Annotated in this window: 19 protein-coding genes; 6 read left to right on the top strand and 13 right to left on the bottom strand. The window is 72.6% G+C overall.

Annotated features, from left to right (window positions below):
* Positions 1-6 precede the first annotated feature (6 nt).
* From nrfD to ACIBTV_RS15300, 4 genes are all read right to left on the bottom strand, one after another.
* Entirely contained in the window at positions 7-1,194 is a 1,188-nt protein-coding gene (nrfD, locus tag ACIBTV_RS15285) for an NrfD/PsrC family molybdoenzyme membrane anchor subunit (RefSeq protein WP_396705179.1), read from the bottom strand.
* Positions 1,191-2,237, bottom strand: a complete 1,047-nt coding sequence (locus ACIBTV_RS15290; protein WP_396705364.1) for a 4Fe-4S dicluster domain-containing protein — start codon at positions 2,235-2,237, stop codon at positions 1,191-1,193. The genes nrfD and ACIBTV_RS15290 overlap by 4 nt, the downstream gene beginning before the upstream one ends.
* Positions 2,230-5,499 (bottom strand): formate dehydrogenase, encoded by a 3,270-nt coding sequence (gene fdh, locus ACIBTV_RS15295; protein ID WP_396705181.1) that lies wholly within the window; start codon positions 5,497-5,499, stop codon positions 2,230-2,232. Before fdh ends, ACIBTV_RS15290 begins: the two co-directional genes overlap by 8 nt.
* A gap of 822 nt (positions 5,500-6,321) precedes the next feature.
* A complete protein-coding gene (locus tag ACIBTV_RS15300) occupies positions 6,322-6,909 on the bottom strand; it encodes a hypothetical protein (protein WP_396705183.1) in 588 nt (195 codons plus the stop codon).
* A gap of 1,374 nt (positions 6,910-8,283) precedes the next feature.
* Between ACIBTV_RS15300 and ACIBTV_RS15305 the strand changes: the two genes are divergently transcribed.
* Together ACIBTV_RS15305 and ACIBTV_RS15310 are read left to right on the top strand one after the other, a co-directional pair.
* Positions 8,284-8,610, top strand: coding sequence for a hypothetical protein (locus ACIBTV_RS15305; protein WP_396705185.1), 327 nt, complete (start codon positions 8,284-8,286; stop codon positions 8,608-8,610).
* Positions 8,607-9,260, top strand: coding sequence for a nucleotidyl transferase AbiEii/AbiGii toxin family protein (locus tag ACIBTV_RS15310; protein WP_396705187.1), 654 nt, complete (start codon positions 8,607-8,609; stop codon positions 9,258-9,260). Before ACIBTV_RS15305 ends, ACIBTV_RS15310 begins: the two co-directional genes overlap by 4 nt.
* 140 nt (positions 9,261-9,400) lie before the next feature.
* Here the strand turns inward: ACIBTV_RS15310 and ACIBTV_RS15315 are convergent, their stop codons facing one another.
* Complete coding sequence (locus ACIBTV_RS15315; RefSeq protein WP_396705188.1) at positions 9,401-10,303, bottom strand: SDR family oxidoreductase; 903 nt, start codon at positions 10,301-10,303, stop codon at positions 9,401-9,403.
* A 174-nt stretch (positions 10,304-10,477) separates the two neighbouring features.
* Here ACIBTV_RS15315 and ACIBTV_RS15320 point away from each other — a divergent pair, with 174 nt between their 5' ends.
* Positions 10,478-12,268 (top strand): bifunctional metallophosphatase/5'-nucleotidase, encoded by a 1,791-nt coding sequence (locus tag ACIBTV_RS15320; protein ID WP_396705190.1) that lies wholly within the window; start codon positions 10,478-10,480, stop codon positions 12,266-12,268.
* Between the two features lie 97 nt (positions 12,269-12,365).
* On the opposite strand, the gene ACIBTV_RS15325 is transcribed toward ACIBTV_RS15320, so the two are convergent.
* The gene (locus tag ACIBTV_RS15325; protein ID WP_396705192.1) at positions 12,366-12,557 is read right to left on the bottom strand and encodes a hypothetical protein; all 192 of its coding nucleotides are present in this window, start codon (positions 12,555-12,557) and stop codon (positions 12,366-12,368) included.
* Positions 12,558-12,815: 258 nt separating this feature from the next.
* The gene (locus ACIBTV_RS15330; protein WP_396705194.1) at positions 12,816-13,973 is read right to left on the bottom strand and encodes a geranylgeranyl reductase family protein; all 1,158 of its coding nucleotides are present in this window, start codon (positions 13,971-13,973) and stop codon (positions 12,816-12,818) included.
* Between the two features lie 154 nt (positions 13,974-14,127).
* Here ACIBTV_RS15330 and ACIBTV_RS15335 point away from each other — a divergent pair, with 154 nt between their 5' ends.
* Both ACIBTV_RS15335 and ACIBTV_RS15340 read left to right on the top strand, forming a co-directional pair.
* Positions 14,128-14,364, top strand: coding sequence for a hypothetical protein (locus tag ACIBTV_RS15335; protein ID WP_396705195.1), 237 nt, complete (start codon positions 14,128-14,130; stop codon positions 14,362-14,364).
* A gap of 84 nt (positions 14,365-14,448) precedes the next feature.
* A complete protein-coding gene (locus tag ACIBTV_RS15340) occupies positions 14,449-15,900 on the top strand; it encodes an MFS transporter (RefSeq protein ID WP_396705197.1) in 1,452 nt (483 codons plus the stop codon).
* Between the two features lie 66 nt (positions 15,901-15,966).
* Here ACIBTV_RS15340 and ACIBTV_RS15345 read toward each other — a convergent pair whose 3' ends face one another.
* The 3 genes from ACIBTV_RS15345 to ACIBTV_RS15355 form a co-directional block, all read right to left on the bottom strand.
* On the bottom strand, positions 15,967-16,554 hold the full coding sequence (locus ACIBTV_RS15345; protein ID WP_396705183.1) for a hypothetical protein: 588 nt from the start codon (positions 16,552-16,554) through the stop codon (positions 15,967-15,969).
* A 792-nt stretch (positions 16,555-17,346) separates the two neighbouring features.
* Complete coding sequence (locus ACIBTV_RS15350) at positions 17,347-18,099, bottom strand: hypothetical protein (RefSeq protein WP_396705199.1); 753 nt, start codon at positions 18,097-18,099, stop codon at positions 17,347-17,349.
* A gap of 527 nt (positions 18,100-18,626) precedes the next feature.
* Positions 18,627-19,085, bottom strand: coding sequence for a VOC family protein (locus tag ACIBTV_RS15355; RefSeq protein WP_396705201.1), 459 nt, complete (start codon positions 19,083-19,085; stop codon positions 18,627-18,629).
* A gap of 215 nt (positions 19,086-19,300) precedes the next feature.
* Between ACIBTV_RS15355 and ACIBTV_RS15360 the strand changes: the two genes are divergently transcribed.
* A complete protein-coding gene (locus ACIBTV_RS15360; protein ID WP_396705203.1) occupies positions 19,301-20,254 on the top strand; it encodes an anti-sigma factor RsbA family regulatory protein in 954 nt (317 codons plus the stop codon).
* Between the two features lie 191 nt (positions 20,255-20,445).
* Here the strand turns inward: ACIBTV_RS15360 and ACIBTV_RS15365 are convergent, their stop codons facing one another.
* From ACIBTV_RS15365 to ACIBTV_RS15375, 3 genes are all read right to left on the bottom strand, one after another.
* Complete coding sequence (locus ACIBTV_RS15365) at positions 20,446-21,075, bottom strand: MBL fold metallo-hydrolase (protein WP_396705204.1); 630 nt, start codon at positions 21,073-21,075, stop codon at positions 20,446-20,448.
* Entirely contained in the window at positions 21,072-22,160 is a 1,089-nt protein-coding gene (locus ACIBTV_RS15370) for an S-(hydroxymethyl)mycothiol dehydrogenase (protein WP_396705206.1), read from the bottom strand. Before ACIBTV_RS15370 ends, ACIBTV_RS15365 begins: the two co-directional genes overlap by 4 nt.
* 460 nt (positions 22,161-22,620) lie before the next feature.
* Positions 22,621-24,129, bottom strand: a complete 1,509-nt coding sequence (locus tag ACIBTV_RS15375; protein WP_396705208.1) for a nitrate/nitrite transporter — start codon at positions 24,127-24,129, stop codon at positions 22,621-22,623.
* Between the last annotated feature and the right edge of the window lie 110 nt (positions 24,130-24,239).

Consider the following 24,239-nt stretch of genomic DNA (forward strand, 5'->3'; position numbering starts at 1 on the left):
CCGGTGTCAGAGCGGGGCCGGGCCGGCGGCCGCGTCCCGACGGTTCGCCCGCTCGCGCTGCGGCACCACCGTGTACTTCGGATCCCGCGCCGAGGCCACCCCGGCGTAGAAGACACCGAACCGGGTCGCCACCGAGGCGGCCAACAGCGCCGCGCCGGAGACCACCGAGACCACGCGGCTGCGCCGGCCGAGCAGCGCCCCGGCCACCCCGGCGACGGTGAGGACGCGCCCGGCGTTCAGCAGCCGACCCGGCCGGCCCGTGCGGTACGGCTCACCGAGCAGACCGAACCGGGTCTCCACCCGGTGCGACCCGGAGAGCTCCAGCGCGGCGCCGGCGACCGCCATCCGGCGGGCGGGACCGGCCTGCGCGACGGGCGCGCCGATCAGGCCGACCGCGGCGCCGCTGGCCAGCGCGCTGCCCGCGAAGATGACGGGCAGCTCCGGGTACGCCTCGTGCCACGACGGCACCGCCGTGTCGGCCAGCAGCACCCCCGTGTACGTCGCCAGGGCCGGGGCGGTGACGGCGGCGGCCAGCCCCGCGACCTGCCCGGCCGGGGGCAGCAGCCGACGGACCAACCCGAGCGGGCCGCGTTCGGGCAGCAGCGGCGCCGCCTCGGCGACCGCCGCCACCCCGGCGGCCGGCCCGAACGCCGTCAGGATCCAGGTGCCCACCGACATCGGCGAGGTCAGCTTCGCCACCCGCAGCATGTGGTGGAACCGGTCCGGCCGGCCGAGGTCGTGGATGAGGAAACCGGCGCTGGCGGTCACCGCGGCGAGCGCCGCGACCCGGCCCGACCGGCGCAGCGCCGGGCGCCCGGTGAGCTGACCGCCCGCCGCGAGCAGCGACGAGCCCGCCGCCAGGCCACCGGTGAACAGGTAGGCGGCGATGTCCCACTTCCACACCGGCGCCTTCAGGATCGGCCGGCCGTAGTAGGAGACGAACTCGGCCTCCGGGACCCGCAGTTCCTCCCCGCCCCGGCGCCGCCGGCCCCCACTGCCCCGCTCACCCGGCCCGGCGTCGCGGCCGGGCACCGGCGCGAGACCCGCGGCGCCCGCGTCGGTGAGCGGCGCGTCCGGCCGGACGCTGCTCGCGTGGGTGCCGTCCTCGGCCCGCTCGCGGCCGGCCCGACCACCGTCGAGGCGGTCACGGAAGCGGCGGAACCGGTCACCCACCGGCGGACGGTCCTGGTTCACGACGATCTCCCGACGAACGCGGCCACGGTGGCCGCCGCCATGGCCAGGGCGGCCAAGCCGGCACGCTTCCACATCTTCGGCAGGTCCCGGGTGGTGACCACCGGGTCCGGCGGCAGCCCGTACACCTCCGGCTCGTCCAGCAGCAGGAAGAAGGCCCCGTCCCCGCCGACCCCGTCGGTCGGGTCGTGGCCGTAGAGCCGGGCCTCCGGCACACCCCGCTCGTGCAGCTTCGCGACCCGGGCGGCGGCCCGCTCCCGCAGCTCGTCGAGGGGCCCGAACTGGATCGACTCGGTGGGGCAGGCCTGCGCGCACGCCGGCGTCTTCCCGGCGTCCAACCGGTCGTAGCACAGGGTGCACTTCCACGCCCGGCCGTCGCCCTTACGCTGGTCGATCACCCCGTAGGGGCAGGCGGAGATGCAGTAGCCGCAGCCGTTGCAGATGTCCTCCTGCACCACCACGGTGCCGAACTCGGTGCGGAACAGCGAACCGGTCGGGCACACGTCCAGGCAGGCGGCGTGGGTGCAGTGTTTGCACACGTCGGACATCATCAGCCAGCGGAAGTCGGTGCGGGTCTCCGGGCCGCTGGCCCGCCCCGGCGGCTGTGAGCCCGGCATGCCGAGGAACTCCGGCCCCGCCGCCATCGCGGCCGCCGCCTGCGGGGAACCCGGCGGCACACCCGGGTCGGTGCCGGTGGGGTTGCCGGTGGTCGCGCCGACCGCCGCCGACGCCGCGCTGACCGGGCCGTCGGTGGGGTTGCCGGCGAACGTGGGGGTGCGGTGCTGCCCCAGCGGGCGGGGCTGCTCGATGAACGCGACGTGCCGCCACGAGTTCGCCGTCAACGCGCCGGTGTTGTCGTACGACATGCCCAGCAGGTCCAGCCCCGACGTGGGCACGTCGTTCCACTCCTTGCAGGCGACCTCGCAGGCCTTGCAGCCGATGCAGACGCTGGTGTCGGTGAAGAAGCCCATCCGCGGTGGGGCGTCGGACCAGCCCGCCTCCGGCGCCGGGTCGAGCGGGCCGTAGAGGCTGTTCGGGTCAGGAATCATCGCGTCCCTCCCCGTCGGCGGGCGTCATCGTCGGCGAGTGCCGACCCGGTGCGATGCCGGCCCGCCGCCGGTAGTCGTCGACCAGCTCCCGCAGCGCCGGGCCGGTCGGTCGACGCCCCGGTCGTACGTCGCACGTGCCGACCTTGCTCTCCTGGATCAACACGTTCGGGTCGAGGGTGATCCCGATCAGGTCGTTGGCCGAGTCGCCGGTCACCAGGCCCTCGAAGCCGAAATGGTACGGCAACCAGACCTGGTGGATCACCCGACCGTCCACCCACAGTGGCGTCATCCGGTCGGTGACCAGCACCTTCGCCTCGATGACCGCCCGACCGCTGACCAGGTGCGCCCACCCGAGGTGGTGCAGCCCCACCAGCCCGGCCAGCTCCGGCGACACCTCGACGAACATCTCCGGCTGCAGCTCGGCCAGCGGCCGCACGTTGCGGCTCATCGCGCCGGCCGTGTGGTGCTCGGTGAGCCGGCTGACCGTGAACACGTACGGGAAGACGGTGCTGTGCGCCTGCGGCGGGCTCGGGTTCACCGAGTTGATCGGGTGCGGGTAGACCTTGCGCGTCGGGTTGGCCTGCTGCCGGTAGAGCGGGTTGCGCAGCGGTGACTCGGCCGGCTCGTAGTGCGTGGGCAGCGGACCGTCCACCACACCCGTCGGCGCGTACAGCCAGCCCTTGCCGTCGCCCTGCATCACGAACGCGTCGTCACCGGCGATGCCCGCCGGCCCGGACGTGCCCGGCTCCGGCCGGTACGACGGCGGCTTCGTCTTCTCGAAGTCCGGCACGTCGTAGCCGGTCCACTCGCCCTTCTCCTCGTCCCACCAGACGTACTTCTTCCGCTCGCTCCACGGCCGGCCCTGCGGGTCGGCGGACGCGCGGTTGTAGAGCGTGCGCCGGTTCGCCGGCCAGGCCCAGCCCCACTCGCCGGCCACCCAGTTCTGCTCGTGCCGGGACTTGCGGCGCGCGGCCTGGTTCACGCCGTCGGCGTACACCCCGCTGTAGATCCAGCAACCCATCGCGGTCGAGCCGTCGTCCTTGGCCTCGACGAACCCGCCCAACGGGCGGCCGGTGGTTACGTCGTACCCGTTGATCTCGCGCAGCACCGCCTCGGCGCTCGGCTCGGCGAACGGACCGTGCGTGGGGTAGTCCCACGCGAGGTCGAGCAGCGCCCGGTCGCGGGGCTTGTCCGACGCCGCCAGCTTCTCCCGCAGCTTGCGGCCCAGGTGGTAGAAGAACCACAGCTCGGAGCGGCAGTCGCCCGGCGGATCGAGGGCCTTCTCCCGCCACTGCAGCAGGCGCTGCGTCTGCGTGAACGTGCCCTCCTTCTCCGCGTGCGACGCGGCGGGCAGGAAGAACACCTCCGTGCGGCACCGCTCCGGAGCGATCTCGCCGCTGGCGACCTCCGGCCCGTTCTTCCAGAACGTCGCGCTCTCGATCATGAACAGGTCGCGGACCACCAACCAGTCCAGGTTCGCCATGCCGAGCCGCTGCGCCCGGCCGTGCGCCGAACCGACCGCCGGGTTCTGCCCCAGCAGGAAGTAACCCTTCACCTTGCCGTCGATCATGTTGAGCACCTGCTGGTAGGTGCCGTGATCACCGGTCATCCGGGGCACGTACCCGTAACAGAAGTCGTTCTCCGGCGTCGCCGCGTCCCCCCAGTACGCCTTCAGCAGGCTCGCCGCGTAGGAGCGCGCGTTACCCCAGAAACCCTTCTGGCCGGGGTGCCGGATGCTGTCCACCCACGCGTCGAACGTCGGGTGGTTGGCGTGGTGCGGCATCGGCAGGTAGCCGGGGAGCAGGTTGAACAACGTCGGAATGTCGGTGGACCCCTGGATGCTGGCGTGCCCGCGCAGCGCCAACACGCCACCGCCGGGCCGGCCGACGTTGCCCAGCAGCAGCTGAATGATCGCCCCGGTGCGGATGTACTGCACGCCGACGCTGTGCTGCGTCCAACCCACCGAGTAGACCAGCACGCCGGTGCGCTCCCGGCCCGAGTTCTCCGTCCAGGCGCGCGCCAACTCCAGGAACTTCTCCTGCGGGATGCCGCAGACCCGCTCCACCATCTCCGGCGTGTAGCGGGCGTAGTGCCGCTTGAGGATCTGGTAGACGCAGTGCGGATCCTGCAACGTCTCGTCGCGGCGCACCTGACCCTCTATCGGCCGACCGTGCGACTCGTGCCGCAGCCCGGCCGCGGTCTCCCGCTCCTGGCTGGTGTCCGTCGTGCCGGACTCGCCCTCCTGCCCCGCGTACTGCCAGCTGGTCTGGTCGTACGAGCCGTTCTCCGGGTTGAAGCCGGAGAAGACACCGTCGGCGTCCTCCGCGTCGACGAACCGGTCGCTGACGATCGTGGCCGCGTTCGTGTACGCCAGCACGTACTCCCGGAAGTCGAGCTCGTTCTCCAGGATGTAGCGCACCACGCCACCGAGCAGGGCGATGTCCGTACCGGCCCGGATCGGCAGGTACGTGTCGGCCAGCGCGCTGGTCCGGGTGAACCGCGGGTCGACGTGGAAGACCTTCGCGCCCCGCGCCTTCGCCTCCATCACCCACTGGAAGCCCACCGGGTGGGCCTCGGCCATGTTCGAGCCCTGGATGACGATGACGTCAGCGTTGGCGAGGTCCTGCTGGAAGTCCGTCGCACCACCGCGACCGAAGCTGGTCCCCAGACCGGGGACGGTGGCGGAGTGTCAAATGCGGGCCTGGTTCTCGATCTGGAGCGCCCCCATCGCCGTGAACAGCTTCTTGATGAGGTAGTTCTCCTCGTTGTCCAGCGTCGCCCCGCCCAGGCTGGAGATGCCCAGCGTGCGGTTGAGCGGCCGGCCCTCGCTGTCGACGTCCTCCCAGGTCTGGTCGCGCGCCGCGAGCACCCGGTCGGCGATCATGTCGAGCGCGACGTCGAGGTCCAGGTCCTCCCACTCCGTCGCGTACGGCCGCCGGTAGCGCACCTTCGTCTGCCGCAGCGGGCTGGTGACCAGACTCTTACTGGCCGCGCCCTTCGGGCAGAGCCGCCCGCGGGAGATCGGGCTGTCCGGGTCGCCCTCGATCTGGGTGACCTGCCCGTCCTTGACGTAGATCCGCTGGCCGCAGCCGACGGCGCAGTACGGACACACCGACCGGGCCATGCTGTCGGCCGTCTCGGTACGCGCGGTCAGCTCCGCCGAGTGAGGCGACTGGGCGGCCGCCCCGCGCCCCAACGGGTCGGTGCCGGTGAGCTGGCGGTATACCGGCCAGCCCTCGATGAAGGTCCGCAAGCCCATCCGCGACACCTCCCACCCGACCCTCGACGCCGACCCCCTGAACATAGGCCAGCGGACGCCTCACCGCGACCCAAGCCCGGGATCTTCCGCCGTCCCACCGCGCCCCGGCGCAGCATGCCCTCCCAGCGTTGCCGGCGCAGCGTGCCCCATCCCAGCGTGCCGGCGCAGCATGCCGGCGCAGCGTGCCGGCGTGCCAGCGCAGCGTGCCGTTCCACCGCGCTTCTGCGACGGCGGGTGCCCGTCTGGCGGGCAGCCGCCCGGCCCGGCTGGCCTGGCGGGCTGGCGGGCTGGCGGCTCGGCCGCTTGGCGGCTGCCGACTCGGCCCGCCGGACGGCCGCGTCGAGCGCGGCCTGGCGGCTGGCGGCTGGCGGCTGGCGGCTGGCGGCTGGCGGCTGGCGGCTGGCGGCGATCTTGAAGGCCGTGGTCGCCTGGGCGAGCACCAGCCTTCCGGGATCCGGGGTGGGGTGCCGGGTAGACAGCGCCGCCCCCGACCGGGTGGTCGGGGGCGGCGCTGGGGTGTCGGTGTGCAGGTCGCCTCGCGGCGAGTGGCACGAACGCGGCTCCAGCCGAACGGTAGTCCGCGACGGCATTTATTAGGTGAGGCCCGGGGACACTGGGCACACCGACACTGCACACAACCTACCCGCGCCCGCCCTTGTTCCCACCCGCCGATCCTCGGCTTTCCTCCGGCCGCACCGCCCCGGATCGCCGGTGCAGGCACCCGCCACCGGCCGGGCCGCAGGAGCAACGATGCGGGGTGCGGATAGGCCGCTGGCCGGCACCCCCGTGTTGCGGGGTGCCGGCCAACGGTTCTTGCTGTGGTCAGCTGTTCCAGTAGTGGGCGACGAGGTCGGCGGCCTGCTGCTCCCACTGGGCGTAGGCGTCCGGGTAGGCCGACACCTGCACCGTCTGCGCAGCCACGGTCAGCGGCATGTCCTTCCAACCGTCGACCTGCTTGAGGCCCTTGAGGAACGCCTGGGTCGAGTAGATCGGGTCAGTGATCTGCTCCGGGCTACCCCAACCGGAGGAGGGGCGCTGCTGGAACAGGCCCAGCGAGTCATGGTCGTTACGGTCGCCGAGGTGGCCCAGGTTCTCCAGCTTCGACTCCTGCAGGCTCGTCGCGACCGAGATGACCGCGGCCCGCTCGTCCATGCCCGACTTCTTCGTGGCGGCGATGATCGCCTTCACGTTGCCGACCTGCTCATCATTGAGGTCGATGTGCGACTGCGCACCCTGCACACCATGCGGGATCAACTTCGCCGCATCAACCTTGTCGGTCTGCACCACCGCGACGGGCTTCGCGTCCACCGCCGGGGTGGCGGCGTGCGCGGCGATCGGACCACCGGCGATCCCACCGGCGAAAGCCAGACCAGCGATACCAAGAACGCTCTTACGCATGATCGTGTTCATGTCAGAAGCTCCAATGTTCGGGGGTGTGACCCGCACACGGCCCTTGGGGGATGGGCCGATACCGGGCGGCACCGTGGAACCGGCGCCCTGAAAACAAGGGGGAAAGTCTTCGAGGGTGGTCGAGGGTTCGCCCCGAGGGGGACGATCCGCACCTGACCGGGTTGGCCGGGAGCCAGCGCTCACCGTGACCAAGGATTCCGGCGACCGGGTCGAGCCGGGGGGCTCACCACGCCGGGTCCCTATCCAACGACCCGCCAGCCCATCGTCATTCCCGGGGGCCCGCCAATCGCGTGGTCCACGTCCAGCGACCCGCTCATTCCGGGGGCCCGCCGATCGCCGGGTCCATGTCCAACGACCCGCGCCCCACCGTCATTCCCGGGGGCCCGCCGATCGCCGGGTCCATGTCCAACGACCGAGGCGGGGCCATCATTCCGGGCCGCTCACCCGCACCCACCAACCCGCCGGGCCAGCGGAACCGGGGCTGCTACCTCGGCCGTCAGAGACTGTTCAACGCCCCCGACCCAGCCACCATTCCAACCCCACCGTGGCCCCGACCACAGGACCCCACGCCACAAACCCCGACACCCCACCCACCCGAAACCAGACAACCCCCCAACCAACCACCACCACCGGCCAGGCACCACGCGCAGATCTTGGACGATTGAGGCCCCCAGAGGGGCCACAACTCACCAAGATCTACAGCCAACTCCTCCCGATCCACCGCACCGCCCGAATCACGGCGCGACCCGTTGATCCACAGCAGGACGACCGACCCAGAACGCCCCCGACCCGACCCCCCGAATCCCGACAAACCTGACCCAACACCCCAACCGCCACCACGTCCCCCGCCGCCAGGGCGAACGGGGCCGAGGTGACCCACTCGAGAACAGTGAAGTCGGGGCATCCGGCCGACCCGGACACCCCGATTTCAAGGAGACGGAGTCGATCGCGCCGGACGCCCCACCGCCGGGACCGTCGCTCCGCCCGACAACCCGACCGACCCACCGACCCACCGACCGACCGACCCGCTAGCGCACCGACCAGCGTCCAACCGTCGACCACCGTCCAACACCGCTCACCCACCGTCCAACACGCCCGACCACCGCCGCACCGCCCGACAACCCGTCCGCCGGCCGCCGCACCGCCGCACCGCCGACAACCCGACCGCCCCGACCGCCCACCGTCCAACCTCCCCCGACCGCGGCACGCCGTCGCCGCCCACCGACCCACCGCCTCCGACCCGCCCGCCGCCCGCCGACCGCCGACCGCCGACCGCCGACCGCCGACCGCCGACCGCCGCATGATGACCGTGTGCCGGAACGTGCCGGGGGTCGGCGCGCGCCACGGACCGGGCGTTGGCGCTACCCTGACAGCATGTCGGCCGTCACGAGCGCGTACCTCGCCCGCCCTGGGCGTCCCGCCGTGGTGGCCCGCACCCTCGCCGAGCTGACCGGGCCCACGCGCGGGATCGTCGAGCTGCCCGTACGCCTGATGTGGAGCAGCGAGCGCGCTTTCGACCTGGCCGACCCGGACGACCTGCTCTGGATGTACGAGAACGTGCTGCGGGAGACCACCCGCGTCGACGACCTGCGCGAGCTGATCGACGGGCGGACGCTGCGGCGGGTGTGGCGGCGGCTGAACCTGCCGCGGGGCGTACGCCTGGCGTGGGAGAGCCGTCACCGGGGCCTGCGCGCCGCGTGAACCACCTGCACGACTTCTACCGGGAGGTGGCCCGGGTGGCGCTGACCGCCGCGGGCCCGCACCGCTTCGTGCTCGGCGGTGGGGTGGCGTGGGCGGCGCACGGCCTGGTCACCCGTCCCACGGAGGACGTCGACCTCTTCGCCGACGTCGAGGGCGCGGCGGCCGCGGCGGCGGCCGGTGTGCGGGCGGCGTTGGAGCGGGCCGGCTACCAGGTGGCGGACGCGGACCCGGACAGCGAGTTGGCGGAGCTCTTCGACGGCTTCGACCGGGATCTGCGCGACTTCGTGGTGAGTCGGGACGGCCACCAGATCCGGCTCAGCCTGGCCCGCCTTGAGCGGTACCGCAGCCCGGTGGTGATGGACCTCGGACCGGTGATGGACGTCCGTGACCTGATCGCCAACAAGACCGCGGCGCTGGTGAACCGTCGGGAGGTGCGCGACTACATCGACGTCGCGGCCGCCCTCGACCGCTACTCGGTGTCGGATCTGCTGGCGTTGGCCCGCCAGGTGGACCCGGCGCTGGACCCGGCGGACGTGCGGGCGGCGGGCCGGTACCTGGACGAGGTGCCGGACCGCCGCTTCACCCGCTACGGGTTGGACGCCGACCGGATCGCGGAGGTCCGCCGCCGGATGGCCGGCTGGCCCCGCTGACGGAGGCCGGGCCGGGCGGGTAGGCGGAGAACCGCCGGCACGCCCGGAGGGCCCACGCCCCGGAGCCGCCGGCACACCCGGAAGGCCCACGCCGCGAAGTCGCCGGTCCCGGCCCGCCACGGCCGCCCGGCGGGCGTCGGTCACTTCGTCGGCCGCCCGCCCGTGACGCCGAGGATCTCGCCGGTGACGTAGCTGGACTCCTGGGAGGCGAAGAAGACGTACGCGGGCGCCAGCTCGGCCGGCTGGCCCGGTCGGCCCATCGGCGTGTCGGTGCCGAACTGCTCCACCTTGTCCGGTGGCATCGTCGCCGGGATCAGCGGCGTCCACACGGGCCCGGGTGCGACGGCGTTGACCCGGATGCCCTGTCCGGCGAGGTCCTGCGCCAGCGCTTTGGTGAAGTTGGCGATCGCGGCCTTCGTGGTGGCGTAGTCGAGCAGCTGCGGGGACGGGTCGAACGCCTGGATGGATGAGGTGTTGATGATCGCCGACCCCGCCGGCAGGTGCGGCACGGCCATTCGGCAGAGCCAGAACATGGCGTACACATTGGTCTTGAAGACCCGGTCGAACTGCTCGCTGGTGATGCCGGCGAGGCCCTTGTCCTGCGACATCTGGAACGCCGCGTTGTTGACCAGGATGTCGATGCCACCGAGGTCGGCCAGCGCCCGGTCGACGAGCTCCCGGCAGTTTCCCTCGTCAGTGAGGTCGGTGCGGACGGCGATCCCCCGCCGGCCGGCCTCCTCGACGAGCCGTACGGTGTCCCGGGCGTCGGTCTCCTCCTCCTCGCCCAGATAGGAGATCAGCACGTCGGCGCCCTCCCGGGCGAAGGCGATCGCGACCGCGCGGCCGATGCCGGAGTCACCGCCGGTGATCACCGCCCGCTTGCCGTCGAGACGACCGCTGCCCCGGTACGAGTCCTCACCGTGGTCGGGCTTCGGCCCCATCTTCCCCGTGGCGCCGGGCGCCTCCTGCTGCTGCGCGGGCTGTCCCTCCCGCTGGCCGTACTGGCTGGCCGGGTCCTGCTGGGTGTACTGGTCCTCGCTCACCGGGTTCCCCTCGTACCGTCGCACCGTCTCGGTCCCCCGCAGCCCTACCCTCGCGCGGCGCACGGAAACAGCACGGCGTGCCGCCGTTCGGGTCGCTGTCGCGCGCCGGGCCGCCGGTGGTTATGGTGCGCAACGGCGCCCACGAGGCGTCGCCACCCCATGGAAGGGCACCTCATGACCTCCTCCTCCGGCGCCTCGCGCCGCCAGGTGCTGGCCGTCGCCGCCGCCGCGGCGACCGCCCCGCTGATCGCCGCCGCGCCCGCCCAGGCGGCCGGTCCGGCCCGGTCGCGCACCTGGGACCTCACCCTGCTCGGCACCTCCGACACCCACGGCAACGTCTACAACTGGGACTATTACCGGGACGCGGAGTACGACGACAGCAAGCAGAACGACATCGGCGTCGCCAAGCTGGCGACCCTCATCAACCAGATCCGCGCCGAGCGGCGTGGCAAGGCCACGCTGGTCCTCGACGCCGGCGACACCATCCAGGGCACCCCGCTGGCGACCTTCTACGCCAAGCAGGAGCCGATCACCTCGACCGGCGTGAAGCACCCGATGGCCCGCGCGATGAACATCATCGACTACGACGCGGTGACCCTCGGCAACCACGAGTTCAACTACGGGTTGCCGCTGCTGGACCTGTGGATCCGCCAGCTGGGCTTCCCCGCTCTCGCCGCCAACGCGGTCAACGTGCGGACCGGGAAGCCGGCCTTCCTGCCGTACGTCATCAAGAAGGTCTCCCTCGGTTTCGCCGCGCCGACCCTGCGGGTCGGCATCCTGGGCCTGACCAACCCCGGCGTGGCCATCTGGGACCGGGGCAACGTCGAGGGCAGACTCCGCTTCGACGACATGATCGCCACCGCGGCGAAGTACGTGCCGATCATGCGGGCCCGGGGCGCCGACCTCGTGCTGATCTCCGCGCACGGCGGCGACAGCGGCACCTCCAGCTACGGGCCGGAGCTGCCGAACGAGAACCCGGTCGCGCTGATCGCTCAGCAGGTGCCGGGCATCGACGCGATCCTGTTCGGCCACGCGCACAACGAGGTGGTCGAGAAGTTCGTGACCAACGAGCGGACCGGTGAGCAGGTGCTGCTCTCCGAGCCGTCGAAGTGGGGCCAGCGCCTCACCCGCATGGACTTCACCCTGGCCCGGGAGCACGGCCGGTGGAAGATCACCAAGAAGTCCGCGACGATGCTGAACACCAACACGGTGGTCGAGGACCCGAAGGTCCTCGCGGCCGTCCGGGCCCAGCATCAGAAGACCGTGGCGTACGTGAACCAGGTCGTCGCGCAGGCCAGCGTGGAGATGTCGGCCGTCGAGTCCCGCTACAAGGACACGCCGATCCTCGACTTCATCAACCACGTCCAGGCGGAGACGGTCACCAAGGCGCTGGCCGGCACCGCGTACGCCGGCCTACCGGTGCTGTCGCAGGCGTCGCCGTTCAGCCGCACCGCGGTCTTCCCATCCGGCGACGTGAAGATCCGCGACGTGGCCGGCCTGTACGTCTACGACAACACGCTCGAGGCGGTCGTGCTCAGCGGCGCGGAGGTGCGCGCGTACCTGGAGTACTCGGCGAAGTACTTCCGGACGTTCGCGTCGGGCGCGCCGATCGACCCGGAGCAGATCAACGACCCGTCGGTGCCGGACTACAACTACGACGCCCTCTCCGGCGTCGACTACGACATCGACATCTCGAAGCCGGTGGGCCAGCGGCTCACCCGCCTGGTGCTCGCCGGCACCGACACCCCGGTCGCGGACGACACGCAGTTCGTGGTGGCGGTGAACAACTACCGGCGCAGCGGCGGCGGCAACTTCCCCGGGATCGTGAAGACGCAGGTCTACAACGAGCAGCAGGAGATCCGTCAGCTGCTCATCGACTGGGCGCAGGAGAAGGGCGTCATCGACCCGGCCGACTTCTTCCAGGCGAACTGGCGGCTGGTGCGGGAGGGCGTGCCGGTCTTCTGACCGTCGCGGAACCGGCGGGCCGTGGGCGTGACGTCCACGGCCCGTCGCCGTCTCTCCAGCGGCAGCGGAAAACCCCGGCCGCAACGGCGAGCCACGCTCAGGCGGCGCCGCCGTGCCGCAGGTCCCACCGCTCGGGGTAGTCGAGCGGCCCGCCCCGGTCCGGGTCGGTCTCGGTCAACGCGACCCGCTCCTCCGGCCGGACGGTCGGCGGCAGCTCACCGAACCGGATGTGCCGCAGGAAGGCGTACTCGTCGTCGCTGAACAACGGTGCGGCGTGCGCGTCAGTCATCGGGCACCCCCTTCGACCCGCTCATTCTCGCAACCGGAGGGGTACCCGCCACCATCCCCCGTCCGCCCGGGTCGGATTCGGCTGCCCGGTGACCGGGTCACACCGCCTAGAGCATCCTAGGATCCTGAGTGGCAGGAGGTGTCGGTGCGGAGAGCCGACCGAACAGCTCCGACGCCACCGACGCCACGGCCCGGGCCGAAGAGATCGGCCCGGGGCGGTGAGGTCAGCGCGCGGACGCCGGTGTGTGGCCGGAACGAGTCAGGCGTCGGCGCGTGCGGCGACCCGATGGCGCGGCGCGGGGAGCCGCTTCAGCAGCGCCATCGCCGCGCGCGCCGGCACCCGCTCCAGCGTCTCCTCGAAGCTCGCCCGCCCCTGGCAGAACCGGACGAACATCCGCCAGCCCGGCGGGGTGGCCACCAGCCCGTGGAACACCTCCGGCCGCTGCTCGAAGACGTCCAGCAGGCGGTAACCGGCCCGCATCGACGGGACGAGCCGCTCGGCCACCGCCCGCTCGTACCCCGCCAGGTCACCCGCGGCCACGGCCGCGCCCGCCATCGCGCCGGAGCGCAGCGCGTAGCTGATCCCCTCCCGGCTCCACGGCTCCAACAGACCCGCGGCGTCGCCGACGACCAGCACCCGGCCCCGGCGCAGCGGCGCGTCGTCCTCCCGGCAGCGGGTGAGGTGCCCCGAGTCGTGCGCCGCCGGCGCGTCGGCCAGGCCCAGCCGGTCGACGAACCGGCGCAGGTACTCCCGGGTCCGCTCCCCCTCGCCCCGGGCGGCGATCACACCCACGGTCAACCGGTCGCCCTTGGGGAAGACCCACCCGTACGACCCGGGCAGCGGCCCCCAGTCCAGCAGGACGTGCCGGCGCCACCGCTCCTGCTGCTCCGGCGACACCTCCAGCTCCAGTTCCAGCCCGAGATCCACCTGCCGGTACCGGACGCCCACGTGCCGCGCGGTCACCCCGGAGGAGCCGTCCGCCCCGATCACCGTCCGGGCGTGCACCGTCGTGCCGTCCGACAGCCGCAGGCGTACGCCGTCCGGGTCCTGCTCCACGGCGCGGACCGTGGCCCGCTCGCGGACCTCGGCCCCGGCGGCGACCGCGGCCGCGCGCAGCCGGTCGTCGAACTCCTCCCGGCGGACCATGGTCACCAGCGGACCGCCGTGCCGGCGGGTGAAGCCGCGTCGCCCGTTCCAGGTGAACGTCATCCGGTCCACCCGGTCGTGCGCGGGCACCTCGATCCGGTCGTGCACCTCGGCCAGCGAGGTGCCGATCAGCCCGCCCCCGCACGTCTTGTAACGCGGATGCTCCGCCCGCTCCACGACCAGTGTGCGGACGCCCGCGCGGGCGGCGACGTACGCGGCGGAGAGCCCGGCGGGTCCGCCGCCGACGACCGCGAGATCCCAGACGATCACGGGAGCAGCCTAGGCCACGGTCCCGCCGACGGGCCGGGCGGCGCGGCGACGCATCCACCGCCACCGCCCGATCGGGTGGGCATCTTCGGCCACGCAGGGGGTAACCGGCGCAGCGCAGCCGCCTGCGTGAGGCGGACGACCTGAGGAGGAAGGCATGCAGCAGGTGCCACTGTCGGACGTCGAGCAACGGGTGTACGAGGCGGTCACGGCCCTGGAGGCACGCGGACAGGTGCCTTACCCGGACCTGATCGCCGAGGAGTCCCACCTGACCGAGGAGCAGGTACACGCCCCGCTGCACGAGCTCACCGAGAAGGGCCTGCTGCACCGGGAGGACTCGCCGATGGCCGGGCTGGACTTCGGACCACGGTTCTGCGCACGCCAGATGGCGTGACCGCACGGACGTACGCGACGATTCGCCCCCCGGCGACCGGGGTAGCGGTCAGGGATGCGTGATCGACGGTCGACGGGGGGCGCGATGAGCGCGGCGGGCACGCCGCCACCGGCCGGCATCGACCCGGCCGACGAGCGGCGCCGCTGGAAGGCCCTCGGGGTCGGCCTGGCCGCTGCCTTCATGACGCTGCTCGACATCAGCATCGTCAACGTGGCACTCCCCTCGCTGGACCGGGCCCTGCACGCCTCCCCCAGCGACCTCCAGTGGGTGCTCTCCGGCTACGCGTTGACCTTTGGTCTGGCGCTGGTGCCGGCCGGCCGCTTCGGCGACGCCCGGGGCCGGCGCAACGCGTTCGTCTTCGGCATCGCGCTGTTCACCGTCACCAGCGCGCTCGCCGGCCTGGCCCCCAACGCCACCTGGCTGGTCATCGCGCGGCTGCTCCAGGGCGCCGCGGCCGGCATCGTCAACCCCCAGGTCACCGGCGTGATCCAGGAGATGTTCCGGGCACCGGAGCGAGGCCGCCCCTTCGGCCTGCTCGGCGCCACCATCGGGATCTCCACCGCCATCGGGCCGCTGCTCGGCGGGCTGCTCATCGCGCTCGGCGGGGAGGAGCACGGCTGGCGGTACGTCTTCTTCGTCAACATCCCCGTCGGCATCATCACGGTGATCCTCGGCTGGCGGCTGCTGCCCGCACGCCCCAAGGAACACGCGGACCGCCACCGGCTCGACCCGGTCGGCGTGGTGCTGCTCGGCCTCGGTGTCCTGCTCGTGCTGCTGCCGCTGGTGCAGGAACAGCAGTGGCGTACGCCGTGGAAGTGGGCCCTCATCCCCGCCGGCCTGCTCGTGCTGCTGGCCTTCGCGCTCTGGGAGCGGCGGTACGCGCGGCGCACCACGCCCCTGTTCGACCTGCGCCTGTTCGGCTTCCGCTCGTACGCCCTCGGCGCGCTGATCGGCCTCGTCTACTTCGGCGGGTTCACCGCCATCTTCTTCATCTACACGCTGTTCCTGCAGAACGGGCACGGCTACAGCCCGCTCATCGCCGGCCTGGCCATCACCCCGTTCGCCCTCGGGTCGGCCGCGTCGTCGGCGGTCAGCGGACGGTTCGTCAACCGACTCGGGCGGCCGATGGTCGCCGCCGGGCTGCTCGCCGTCGTGGTCGGCCTCACCGCCACCGCGCTGGCACTGCGGTGGTTTCCGCACACACCCGCGCCCTGGGTCACCGCGGCGCCGCTGCTCATCGCGGGGCTCGGCAGCGGGCTGGTGATCGCCCCCAACCAGACGCTCACCCTGTCCCAGGTGCCCGTCCCGCAGGCAGGCAGCGGGGCGGGCATGCTCCAGACCGGCCAGCGGATCGGCGCGGCCGCCGGCATCGCCGCGGTGGGCTCGGTCTTCTTCTCGTCCCTGTCCAGCAGCCGGGGCAACTGGACCACCGCGTTCGAGCACTCGCTCGTCGTGGCGACCGTGATCATCGCGCTGGCGCTGGTCGCCGCGGTGGTGGACGTCGGGCTGGGCCGGTGGTGGCGACAGTCGACGTGAGGAAGCCGCTGGCCGGCACCCCCGTGTTGCGGGGTGCCGGCCAGCGGCTGTGGTTCTTGCTGTTGGTCAGCTGTTCCAGTAGTGGGCGACCAGGTCAGCGGCCTGCTGCTCCCACTGGGCGTAGGCGTCCGGGTAGGCCGACACCTGCACCGTCTGCGCAGCCACGGTCAGCGGCATGTCCTTCCAACCGTCGACCTGCTTGAGGCCCTTGAGGAACGCCTGGGTCGAGTAGATCGGGTCAGTGATCTGCTCCGGGCTACCCCAACCACTGGACGGGCGCTGCTGGAACAGGCCCAGCGAGTCATGGTCGTTACGGTCGCCGAGGTGGCCCAGGTTCTCCAGCTTCGACTCCTGCAGGCTCGTCGCGACCGAGATGACCGCGGCCCGCTCGTCCATGCCCGACTTCTTCGTGGCGGCGATGATCGCCTTCACGTTGCCGACCTGCTCATCGTTGAGGTCGATGTGCGACTGCGCACCCTGCACACCATGCGGGATCAACTTCGCCGCATCAACCTTGTCGGTCTGCACCACCGCGACGGGCTTCGCGTCCACCGCCGGGGTGGCGGCGTGCGCGGCGATCGGACCACCAGCGATCCCACCGGCGAAAGCCAGACCAGCGATACCAAGAACGCTCTTACGCATGATCGTGTTCATGACAGAAGCTCCAATGCTCGGGGGAGCCCACACCGACCAGGGGGAAAGGATCGGCACAGGGACGGCACCGGGGAACCGGCGCCCTGAAAAGCAAGGGGGAAAGTCTTGGGTGTGTGGGTCGGCGGTGTGCCTGACCCGACAGGCCCGGGAGCAGAAAGGTTTGCTCACCTGGACCGGATGTTCCGGCGACCGGGTCGAGCCGGGGGGCTCACCGCGCCGGGTCCCTATCCAACGACCGCCAGCCCACCGTCATTCCCGGGGGCCCGCCAATCGCCGGGTCCACGTCCAACGACCCGCGCCCCACCGTCATTCCCGGGGGCCCGCCGATCGCGTGGTCCATGTCCAACGACCGGGGCGGGGCCATCATTCCGGGCCGCTCACCCGCACCCACCAACCCACCGGGCCAGCGGAACCAGGGCTGCTACCTCGGCCGTCAGAGACTGTTCAACGCCCCCGACCCAGCCACCATTCCAACCCCACCGTGGCCCCGACCACAGGACCCCACGCCACAAACCCCGACACCCCACCCACCCGAAACCAGACAAAAACCCACCAGCCACCACGCGGACAGGCACGTCCGAAACGATCCACCCGGCGGCGCGAACCCGAGGTTTTGCAGATCTTGGACGATTGAGGCCCCCAGAGGGGCCACAACTCACCAAGATCTACAGCCGGCGCCGCCCAATCCACCACGCGCGTCCGGCAAGCAGGCGCGAACGGTGCGGCGGGTTCGGGTCCGGACAGACGAAACCGGCCGGCCCCGTCGGGGCCGGCCGGCCTGTCTTCGTCACCTCACCAGAGCTGCTGGACGATGTCCGCCGCCTGGTCCTCCCACTGGGCGTACGCGAAGGGGTACGCCGAGACCTGCACGGTCTGCGCGGCGGTGGTCAGCGGCAGGTCCTGCCAACCGCCCACGTTCTTCAGCCCGGTGAAGAAGGCCGTCGCCGCGTAGTCCGGATCGGTGATCTGCTCGGGCGTGCCCCAACCGGACGAGGGCCGCTGCTGGAACAGGCCCTGCGAGTCGTGGTCGTTGTACGCGCCCAGGTGGCCGAGGTTGTACAGCTTCGACTCCTGCAGCGACGTCGCGACGCCGATGACCGCGCCCCGCTCCCCCACGCCGGTCTTCTTGGCCGCCTTGATGATGGCCTTGGCGTTGGAGATCTGCGCGTCGTCCAGCGGGATGCGCGACTGAGCGCCCTCCACACCGTGCGGGACCAACTTGTCCCGGCTCGGCCTGCCGGCGTCCGCCTTGCCGCTACGGGAACCGGTGGTCAGGCCGGACTCGACGCTGGTGCCCCGGTCGTCCGCGTTGCCCTTGCCCGTGGCGAGGTTGATGGCGGCGACCGCACCCTCGGAGGGTCCGGTGGTGATGGGGGCGGCGACCGCGGTCGGCCCGAGAGCGAGGCCGCCGAGCACGGCGACACCCGCGACGCTCAGCGCGGTCTTACGGTAGTTGTCCTTGCCGACGGTGGTGAGCCACCGGCTCGGGTCGAGCTTCAAGTCCTTCGCGATGGCCGGGAGCCATCGGCGGAAGTCAAGCTTCACGATGGTTGCCCTTTCGATCGTGCGAAGCGCTCCGGGGTGAGCACTCCTCGAGGGGTGTCCGCGCCGGAGTTGGGTTTGAGCTCGGGCGGTACGGGGGACACAACGAGCTCGACGTGTCGGGCATTCCGGAAATGATCCCGCCGGCGACGGCCGCGGTCCCGGTCACGCGGGCAACCGGACAGCGGTGCGTAACGGCACGCTCGGTCATCGGGCAGAGCGGCCGGACAGGTACGGACCGGACAGGCGGCACCGGACGGCCCCGGCGGGGCGTGGGAACGGCGAGATGCCCAGGGTCGGACGGGCGGGCGCAGCCGGACCGGCGACGCGCGAGCCGAGACGTCGACGGCCGAACCCGGACCAGAGCGACCGGGCCAGCCGAGACGTCGGCCGCCGGACCCCAGGCCGAGGCAACCAGCCGAACCGAGACGTCGACGGCCGAACCCGGACGTCGGAGCGACCGGCCGAATCGAGACGTCAACGGGACGAAGCCCGGATTGGAGCGAGCGGCGGTCAGCTACGCGCGGCGCTCACTGGTCGCCGGCCCGGTCCGCCGTCGTCCCGTCCTGGCCGGCGAGTTCCTGGAAGACCGTGATCTGGAGGCCGGCGGGTGCGTCGAGGCGGGAGTTCAACGACTGCCAGGGGGTGACGGTGGGCGGCGCGATCTGCTCGGCGCCGGCGGCGACCAGCCGGTCGGTGGTCGTACGCGTGTCGTCGACCTCGAACGCCACCCGTAGCCGGGGCGCGACCTGCCGACCCACCTCGACCTCGTCGATCATCCGCTTCTGCGCCGGATTGGCGATCTCCAGGGTGGCCCGGCCGGCGTCCAGGATGACCACGCGGGCATCACCGTCACCGGCGAAGGCCGCCTCCTCGGGCAGGCCGAGCGCGTCGCGGAAGAACGCGACCGCCGCCTCGTAGTCCTCGGCCTCCACCACCAGACGCAGTTGGCGGACGGTGGGCGGACGTTCCTCTGACTCTCGGTTCACGCCCACCGATGGTAGGGGCTGCCGAGGACATGGACACCGGCCCCGGACCGGGCCGGAGTGGACGTACACCGGGGTGGCACGGCACCACACCGCCCGGCACCCGGTTTACAGTGAGAAAACGGACCGGGAGGCGATTGGTGGCTGCGGGTGGGGGTGGTCGGCCCGGTGTGCCTCGTCAGACTGGCAGCGCCGGCGTCGACGGAGGGCCGGCTGGTATGACCGGGCCGGACCTGACCGCCGCCCCTTCGACCGGCGGTCTCGCCCACGAGGGGTTCTTCTACCGCGACGCGACGCACCTGCTCGGTGTCACGTCCCGGTTCATCGAGGACGGCCTGACCGCGGGTGAGCCGGTGCTGGTCGCGCTGCCCACCGGCAACCTGGCCCTCGTGCGCGACGCCGTCGGCGAGGCGCCCGGGCTGCACTGGACCGACATGGCCGGCGCCGGACGCAACCCGGGTGCGATCCTGCCGTGGGTGCTCCAGGCGTTCGTGGAGCGGCACCCGGGTCGGCGGACCCGGATCGTGGGCGAGTCGGTCTGGTCCGGGCGCAGCCGGGCCGAACACCAGGCGTGCGCGCAGCACGAGGCCCTGGTGAACCCCGCTCTCGCGGGGCGCGGGCTGCGGCTGCTGTGCCCGTACGACGCCGGCCTGGACAAGACGGTGATCGCCGACGCGTACGCCACCCACCCGGTGGTCGAGGACGCGCGGGGGCGGCGGACGAGCGGTGGGTACGCGCCGTCCGATGTGGTCGTCCGCTACGACAAGCCGCTGCCCACACCGCCGGAACCCGTCGCGGCGCTGAGCTTCGGCATCGAGACGCTCTCCGCGGTACGCCGGTTCGTGACCGGCCACGCGACGGAGGCCGGGTTGCCGGCGGACCGGGTGGCGGACCTGCAGATCGCGGTGACGGAGCTGGCGGCCAACAGCGTCACGCACGCCGGGGGCGGCGGCACCTTGCACGTGTGGCGCACATCCGACGAGTTGGTCTGCGAGGTACGCGACGACGGTTGGCTGACCGACCCGCTCGCGGGCCGGTTGACGCCGCCGCGCGACGGGGAGGGCGGGCGCGGCCTGGTGATCGTCCACGCCCTGTGCGACCTGGTCCTGCTGCGCAGCACCGCGGCGGGCACCACGGTCCGGCTGCACATGAGCCGTTCGCCTCGGCGCTGACGGGAACGCCGCCCACCCGGGACAGGTCGACCGCCCGGGACACGCCGACCACCCGGGACAGGCCGACCGGGCCGACCGGGCCGACCGCGCGAAGAACCGCCGACGAGCCGGGCTGGGCCGACCGGCCGGCCCGGCTCGCGCGAAGGAATCGCCTCCCGGCGCCGGTCCGCACCGCAGAGGCACATCAGTGGTCAGTGGCCCCGGGCGAGCCACTCCTGCAGGTGCGGCGCCTCGGCGCCGACGGTCGTGTCGTCGCCGTGCCCGGTGTGCACGACGGTGTCCGGCGGCAGGGTGAGCAGCCGGGACCGGATCGAATCGATGATGGTGCCGAAGTCGCTGTAGGAGCGGCCGGTGGCGCCGGGCCCGCCGGCGAAGAGGGTGTCGCCGGTGAAGACGGCACCCAGCGCGGGCGCGTGGAAGCTGCACGCGCCGGGGCTGTGACCGGGGGTGTGCAGGACGTGCAGCCCGATGCCGGCGACCTCGACGGTCATGCCGTGGCGCAGGTCGCCGCCGGGCGGCACGTCCGGATGGACGAGGTCCCACAGCACCCGGTCGTCGGGGTGCAGCAGCACCGGCGCCCCGGTCACGTGGGCCAGCGCCGGGGCGACCCGGACGTGGTCGTCGTGGGCGTGGGTGGCCAGGATGGCCCGGACCTGCCGCTCCCCCACCACCCGCAGGATGGCCTCCACGTCGTGCGGGGCGTCCAGGACGACACACTCGCGGTCGTCGCCCACCACCCAGACGTTGTTGTCCACGTCGAAGGTCTGCCCGTCGAGGGAGAATGTGCCGGAGGTGACCGCGCGGTCGACGCGGGCGCTCACGGGAAGACCACCACCGAGCGCAGCACGTCGCCGTGGTGCATCCGGGTGAAGGCCTGCTCCACCTGGTCGAGGGCGATCTCCTCGGTGACGAACGCGTCCAGGTCGAGGCGGCCCTGCAGGTAGAGCTCGGTCAGCATCGGGAAGTCCCGGCTGGGCAGGCAGTCGCCGTACCAGCTGGACTTGAGGGCGCCGCCGCGGCCGAACACGTCGAGCAGCGGCACCTCGAGGGTCATCTCCGGGGTGGGCACCCCGACGAGCACGACGGTGCCGGCGAGGTCACGGGCGTAGAAGGCCTGCTTCCAGGTTTCCGGCCGGCCCACCGCCTCGATCACCACGTCGGCGCCGAACCCGCCGGTGGCGGCGCGGATCGCCTCGACGGGGTCGTCCTCGGAGGCGTTGACGGTGTGGGTGGCGCCGAAGCGGCGGGCCCAGTCGAGCTTGCGGGAGTCGGTGTCCACCGCGATGATCGTCGTCGCGCCGGCCAGCGCCGCGCCGGCGACCGCGGCGTCCCCGACCCCGCCGCAGCCGATCACCGCGACCGAGTCGCCGCGGGTGACCCCGCCGGTGTTCATGGCGGCGCCGAGGCCCGCCATCACCCCGCAGCCGAGCAGCCCCACCGCGGCCGGTCGGGCCGCCGGGTTGACCTTGGTGCACTGCCCGGCGTGCACCAGCGTCTTCTCGACGAACGCCCCGATGCCCAGCGCCGGGGCCAGCTCGGTGCCGTCGGTCAGGGTCATCTTCCGGCTGGCGTTGTGGGTGGCGAAGCAGTACCACGGGCGGCCCCGCCGGCAGGCGCGGCAGACCCCGCACACCGCGCGCCAGTTGAGGATGACGAAGTCGCCGGCCGCCACCTCGGTGACGCCCTCGCCGACCTCCTCGACGATGCCGGCGGCCTCGTGGCCGAGCAGGAAGGGGTAGTCGTCGTTGATGCCGCCTTCGCGGTAGTGCAGGTCGGTGTGGCACACCCCGCACGACTGGACCCGGACGACCGCCTCGCCCGGCCCCGGGTCGGGAACGACGATGGTGGTGACCTCGACCGGCGCGCCCTTGCTGCGGGAGATGACTCCCCGGACCTCCTGGCTCACGGTTGCCCTCCTGGTTCGGCGGTGGTGGCGGGCGACCGGGGGCGGTCGGCCCTGCGGCCGAACCTATCGCGATCGATCACCCCGGCGCAGTCGGCGCGACGGCGGTTATCCGGCGCACCGACGGGTACGCGGGGGCACGATCCGGTCCGGTACGGCAGGAGTGATCATGAAAGCTGTTCACCTACCATTGCGGTTGGCCCTCGGCGCCTTCTTCCTCAACTCGGGTCTGACCAAGCGGACCCTGGAGGGCGAGGCCGCGGAGGGGCTGCACGGGCTGGCCACCGGGGCGATCCCCCAGCTTCGGCGGTTCGAGCCGAAGCAGTTCGCCAAGCTCCTCTCCTACAGCGAGACCGCGCTCGGTGCCGCCCTGGTGGTCCCGTTCATCCCGTCGGCGCTGGTGGGGCTGGGGTTGACCGCCTTCGGCGCCGGGCTGATGCAGGTTTACCTGAAGACCCCCGCGCTACGCGAGCCCAACAGCCTCCGGCCGTCGCTGGCGGGCATCGCGATCGCCAAGGACTCCTGGCTGGTCGGCGCCGGACTCACCCTGGTGCTCGACGACCTCACCCACCGCAAGCACCGCTGACCCGACGGCGAGCGACGGCGCGGACGCGTCGACGGCCAGCGCGCGACGGGCCGCGTTGCGGTAGCGGAGCACCTGGACCGCGCCGAGGGCCCAGAGCGCGTACTGCACGGCGAAGGCCCAGCGGAACGCGGCCAGGTCGGGCGTGCCACGCCCGGCCGGCCCGGCCAGGTCGAGCACCAGGCCGACGGCGAGCACCAGCACGATCGAGGCGACGAAGCCGCCGACGTTGACGATGCCGGTGGCGCTGCCGATGCGGTGCGCCGGGTTGAACGTGCGCGCGTAGTCGAACCCGATGATCGAGGCGGGTCCGTTGACGGCGAGGACCAGCACCAGCGCCACCAGCAGCCACCGTGGCGCCGGACCGGGCCAGGCGAGCACCACCGCCCAGGTTCCGGCGGTGGCGGCGACGACCGTGAGGACCAGCACCGACCGGCGGAACGGGTGCCGCGCGCACAGGTGCGCGAGGACCGGCCCGACCAGCAGTCCGGCGACGGTCATCAGGGTGAGCAGCGACGCCGCCGCGGTGGGGGTGAGCCCCTGGCCCTGCACCAGGAAGGGGTAGCCCCAGAGCAGCGCGAACACCGAGCCGGAGAACTGGGTGACGAAGTGCGTCCAGAGCCCCAGCCGGGTGCCGGGCTGCGCCCAGGCGGCGGCGAGTTGCCACCGGACGTCGGCGAGCCGGGGCGGCGGTCCGGCCAGGGCGGCTCGGTGCGGGGTGTCCCGGACGGCGACGAGGACCAGGAGCACGGCTGTGGCGCCGAACGCCGCGGCCACCAGGAACGCCGGGGTCCAGCCGGTGTGATGCAGCAGCGCGACCAGGGGCACGGCGCCGAGGATCGCCCCGAGCTGGCCGAGCGTGCCGGTGAGCTGCACGACCAGCGGGTTCGCGCGGCCGGGGAACCAGAACGTCACGAGGCGCAGCACGCTGATGAAGGTCATCGCGTCGCCGAGGCCGACCAGGACCCGGGCCGCCACGGCGAGCCGGACGTCGGTGACGAGGGCGAAGCAGAGCTGACCGGCGACCATCAGCACACCGCCGGCGGCGAGGAGCCGCCGGGAGCCGAACCGGTCGATCAGCATGCCGACCGGGACCTGCATGGCGGCGTACACCGCGAGCTGGGCGACGGAGAAGGTGGCCAGCGCCGAGGCGTTGATGTCGAACCGGTGGGCGGCGTCGACCCCGGTGACGCCGAGTGAGCTGCGGTGGAAGACCGCGGCCACGTACGCGCTCATCGCCACGCCCCAGACGAGCAGCGCCGACCGGCGGGGAATCGCGGCGGTGGCGGTGGCCGCGGTCACCGCGGTGTCCGCAGGATCATGCCGTTCATCGTGCGCGGCGGCCGGGTCGCCGGGCGGCGCGGGCACCACGTTCGTGGCCTGGACCACCGCCTGGTCTCGGGTCCGCCGGATCGGGCTCGGCGGGCCGGGCCGCTGGCTATCGTGCGGTGGTACGGCGACGACGGCGCGGCGTGGTCGACCCCTGGCCGCCGGAGGAG

The organism is Micromonospora sp. NPDC049366, from assembly GCF_044466625.1.
In the GTDB taxonomy this organism is placed as follows: Bacteria; Actinomycetota; Actinomycetes; order Mycobacteriales; family Micromonosporaceae; genus Micromonospora.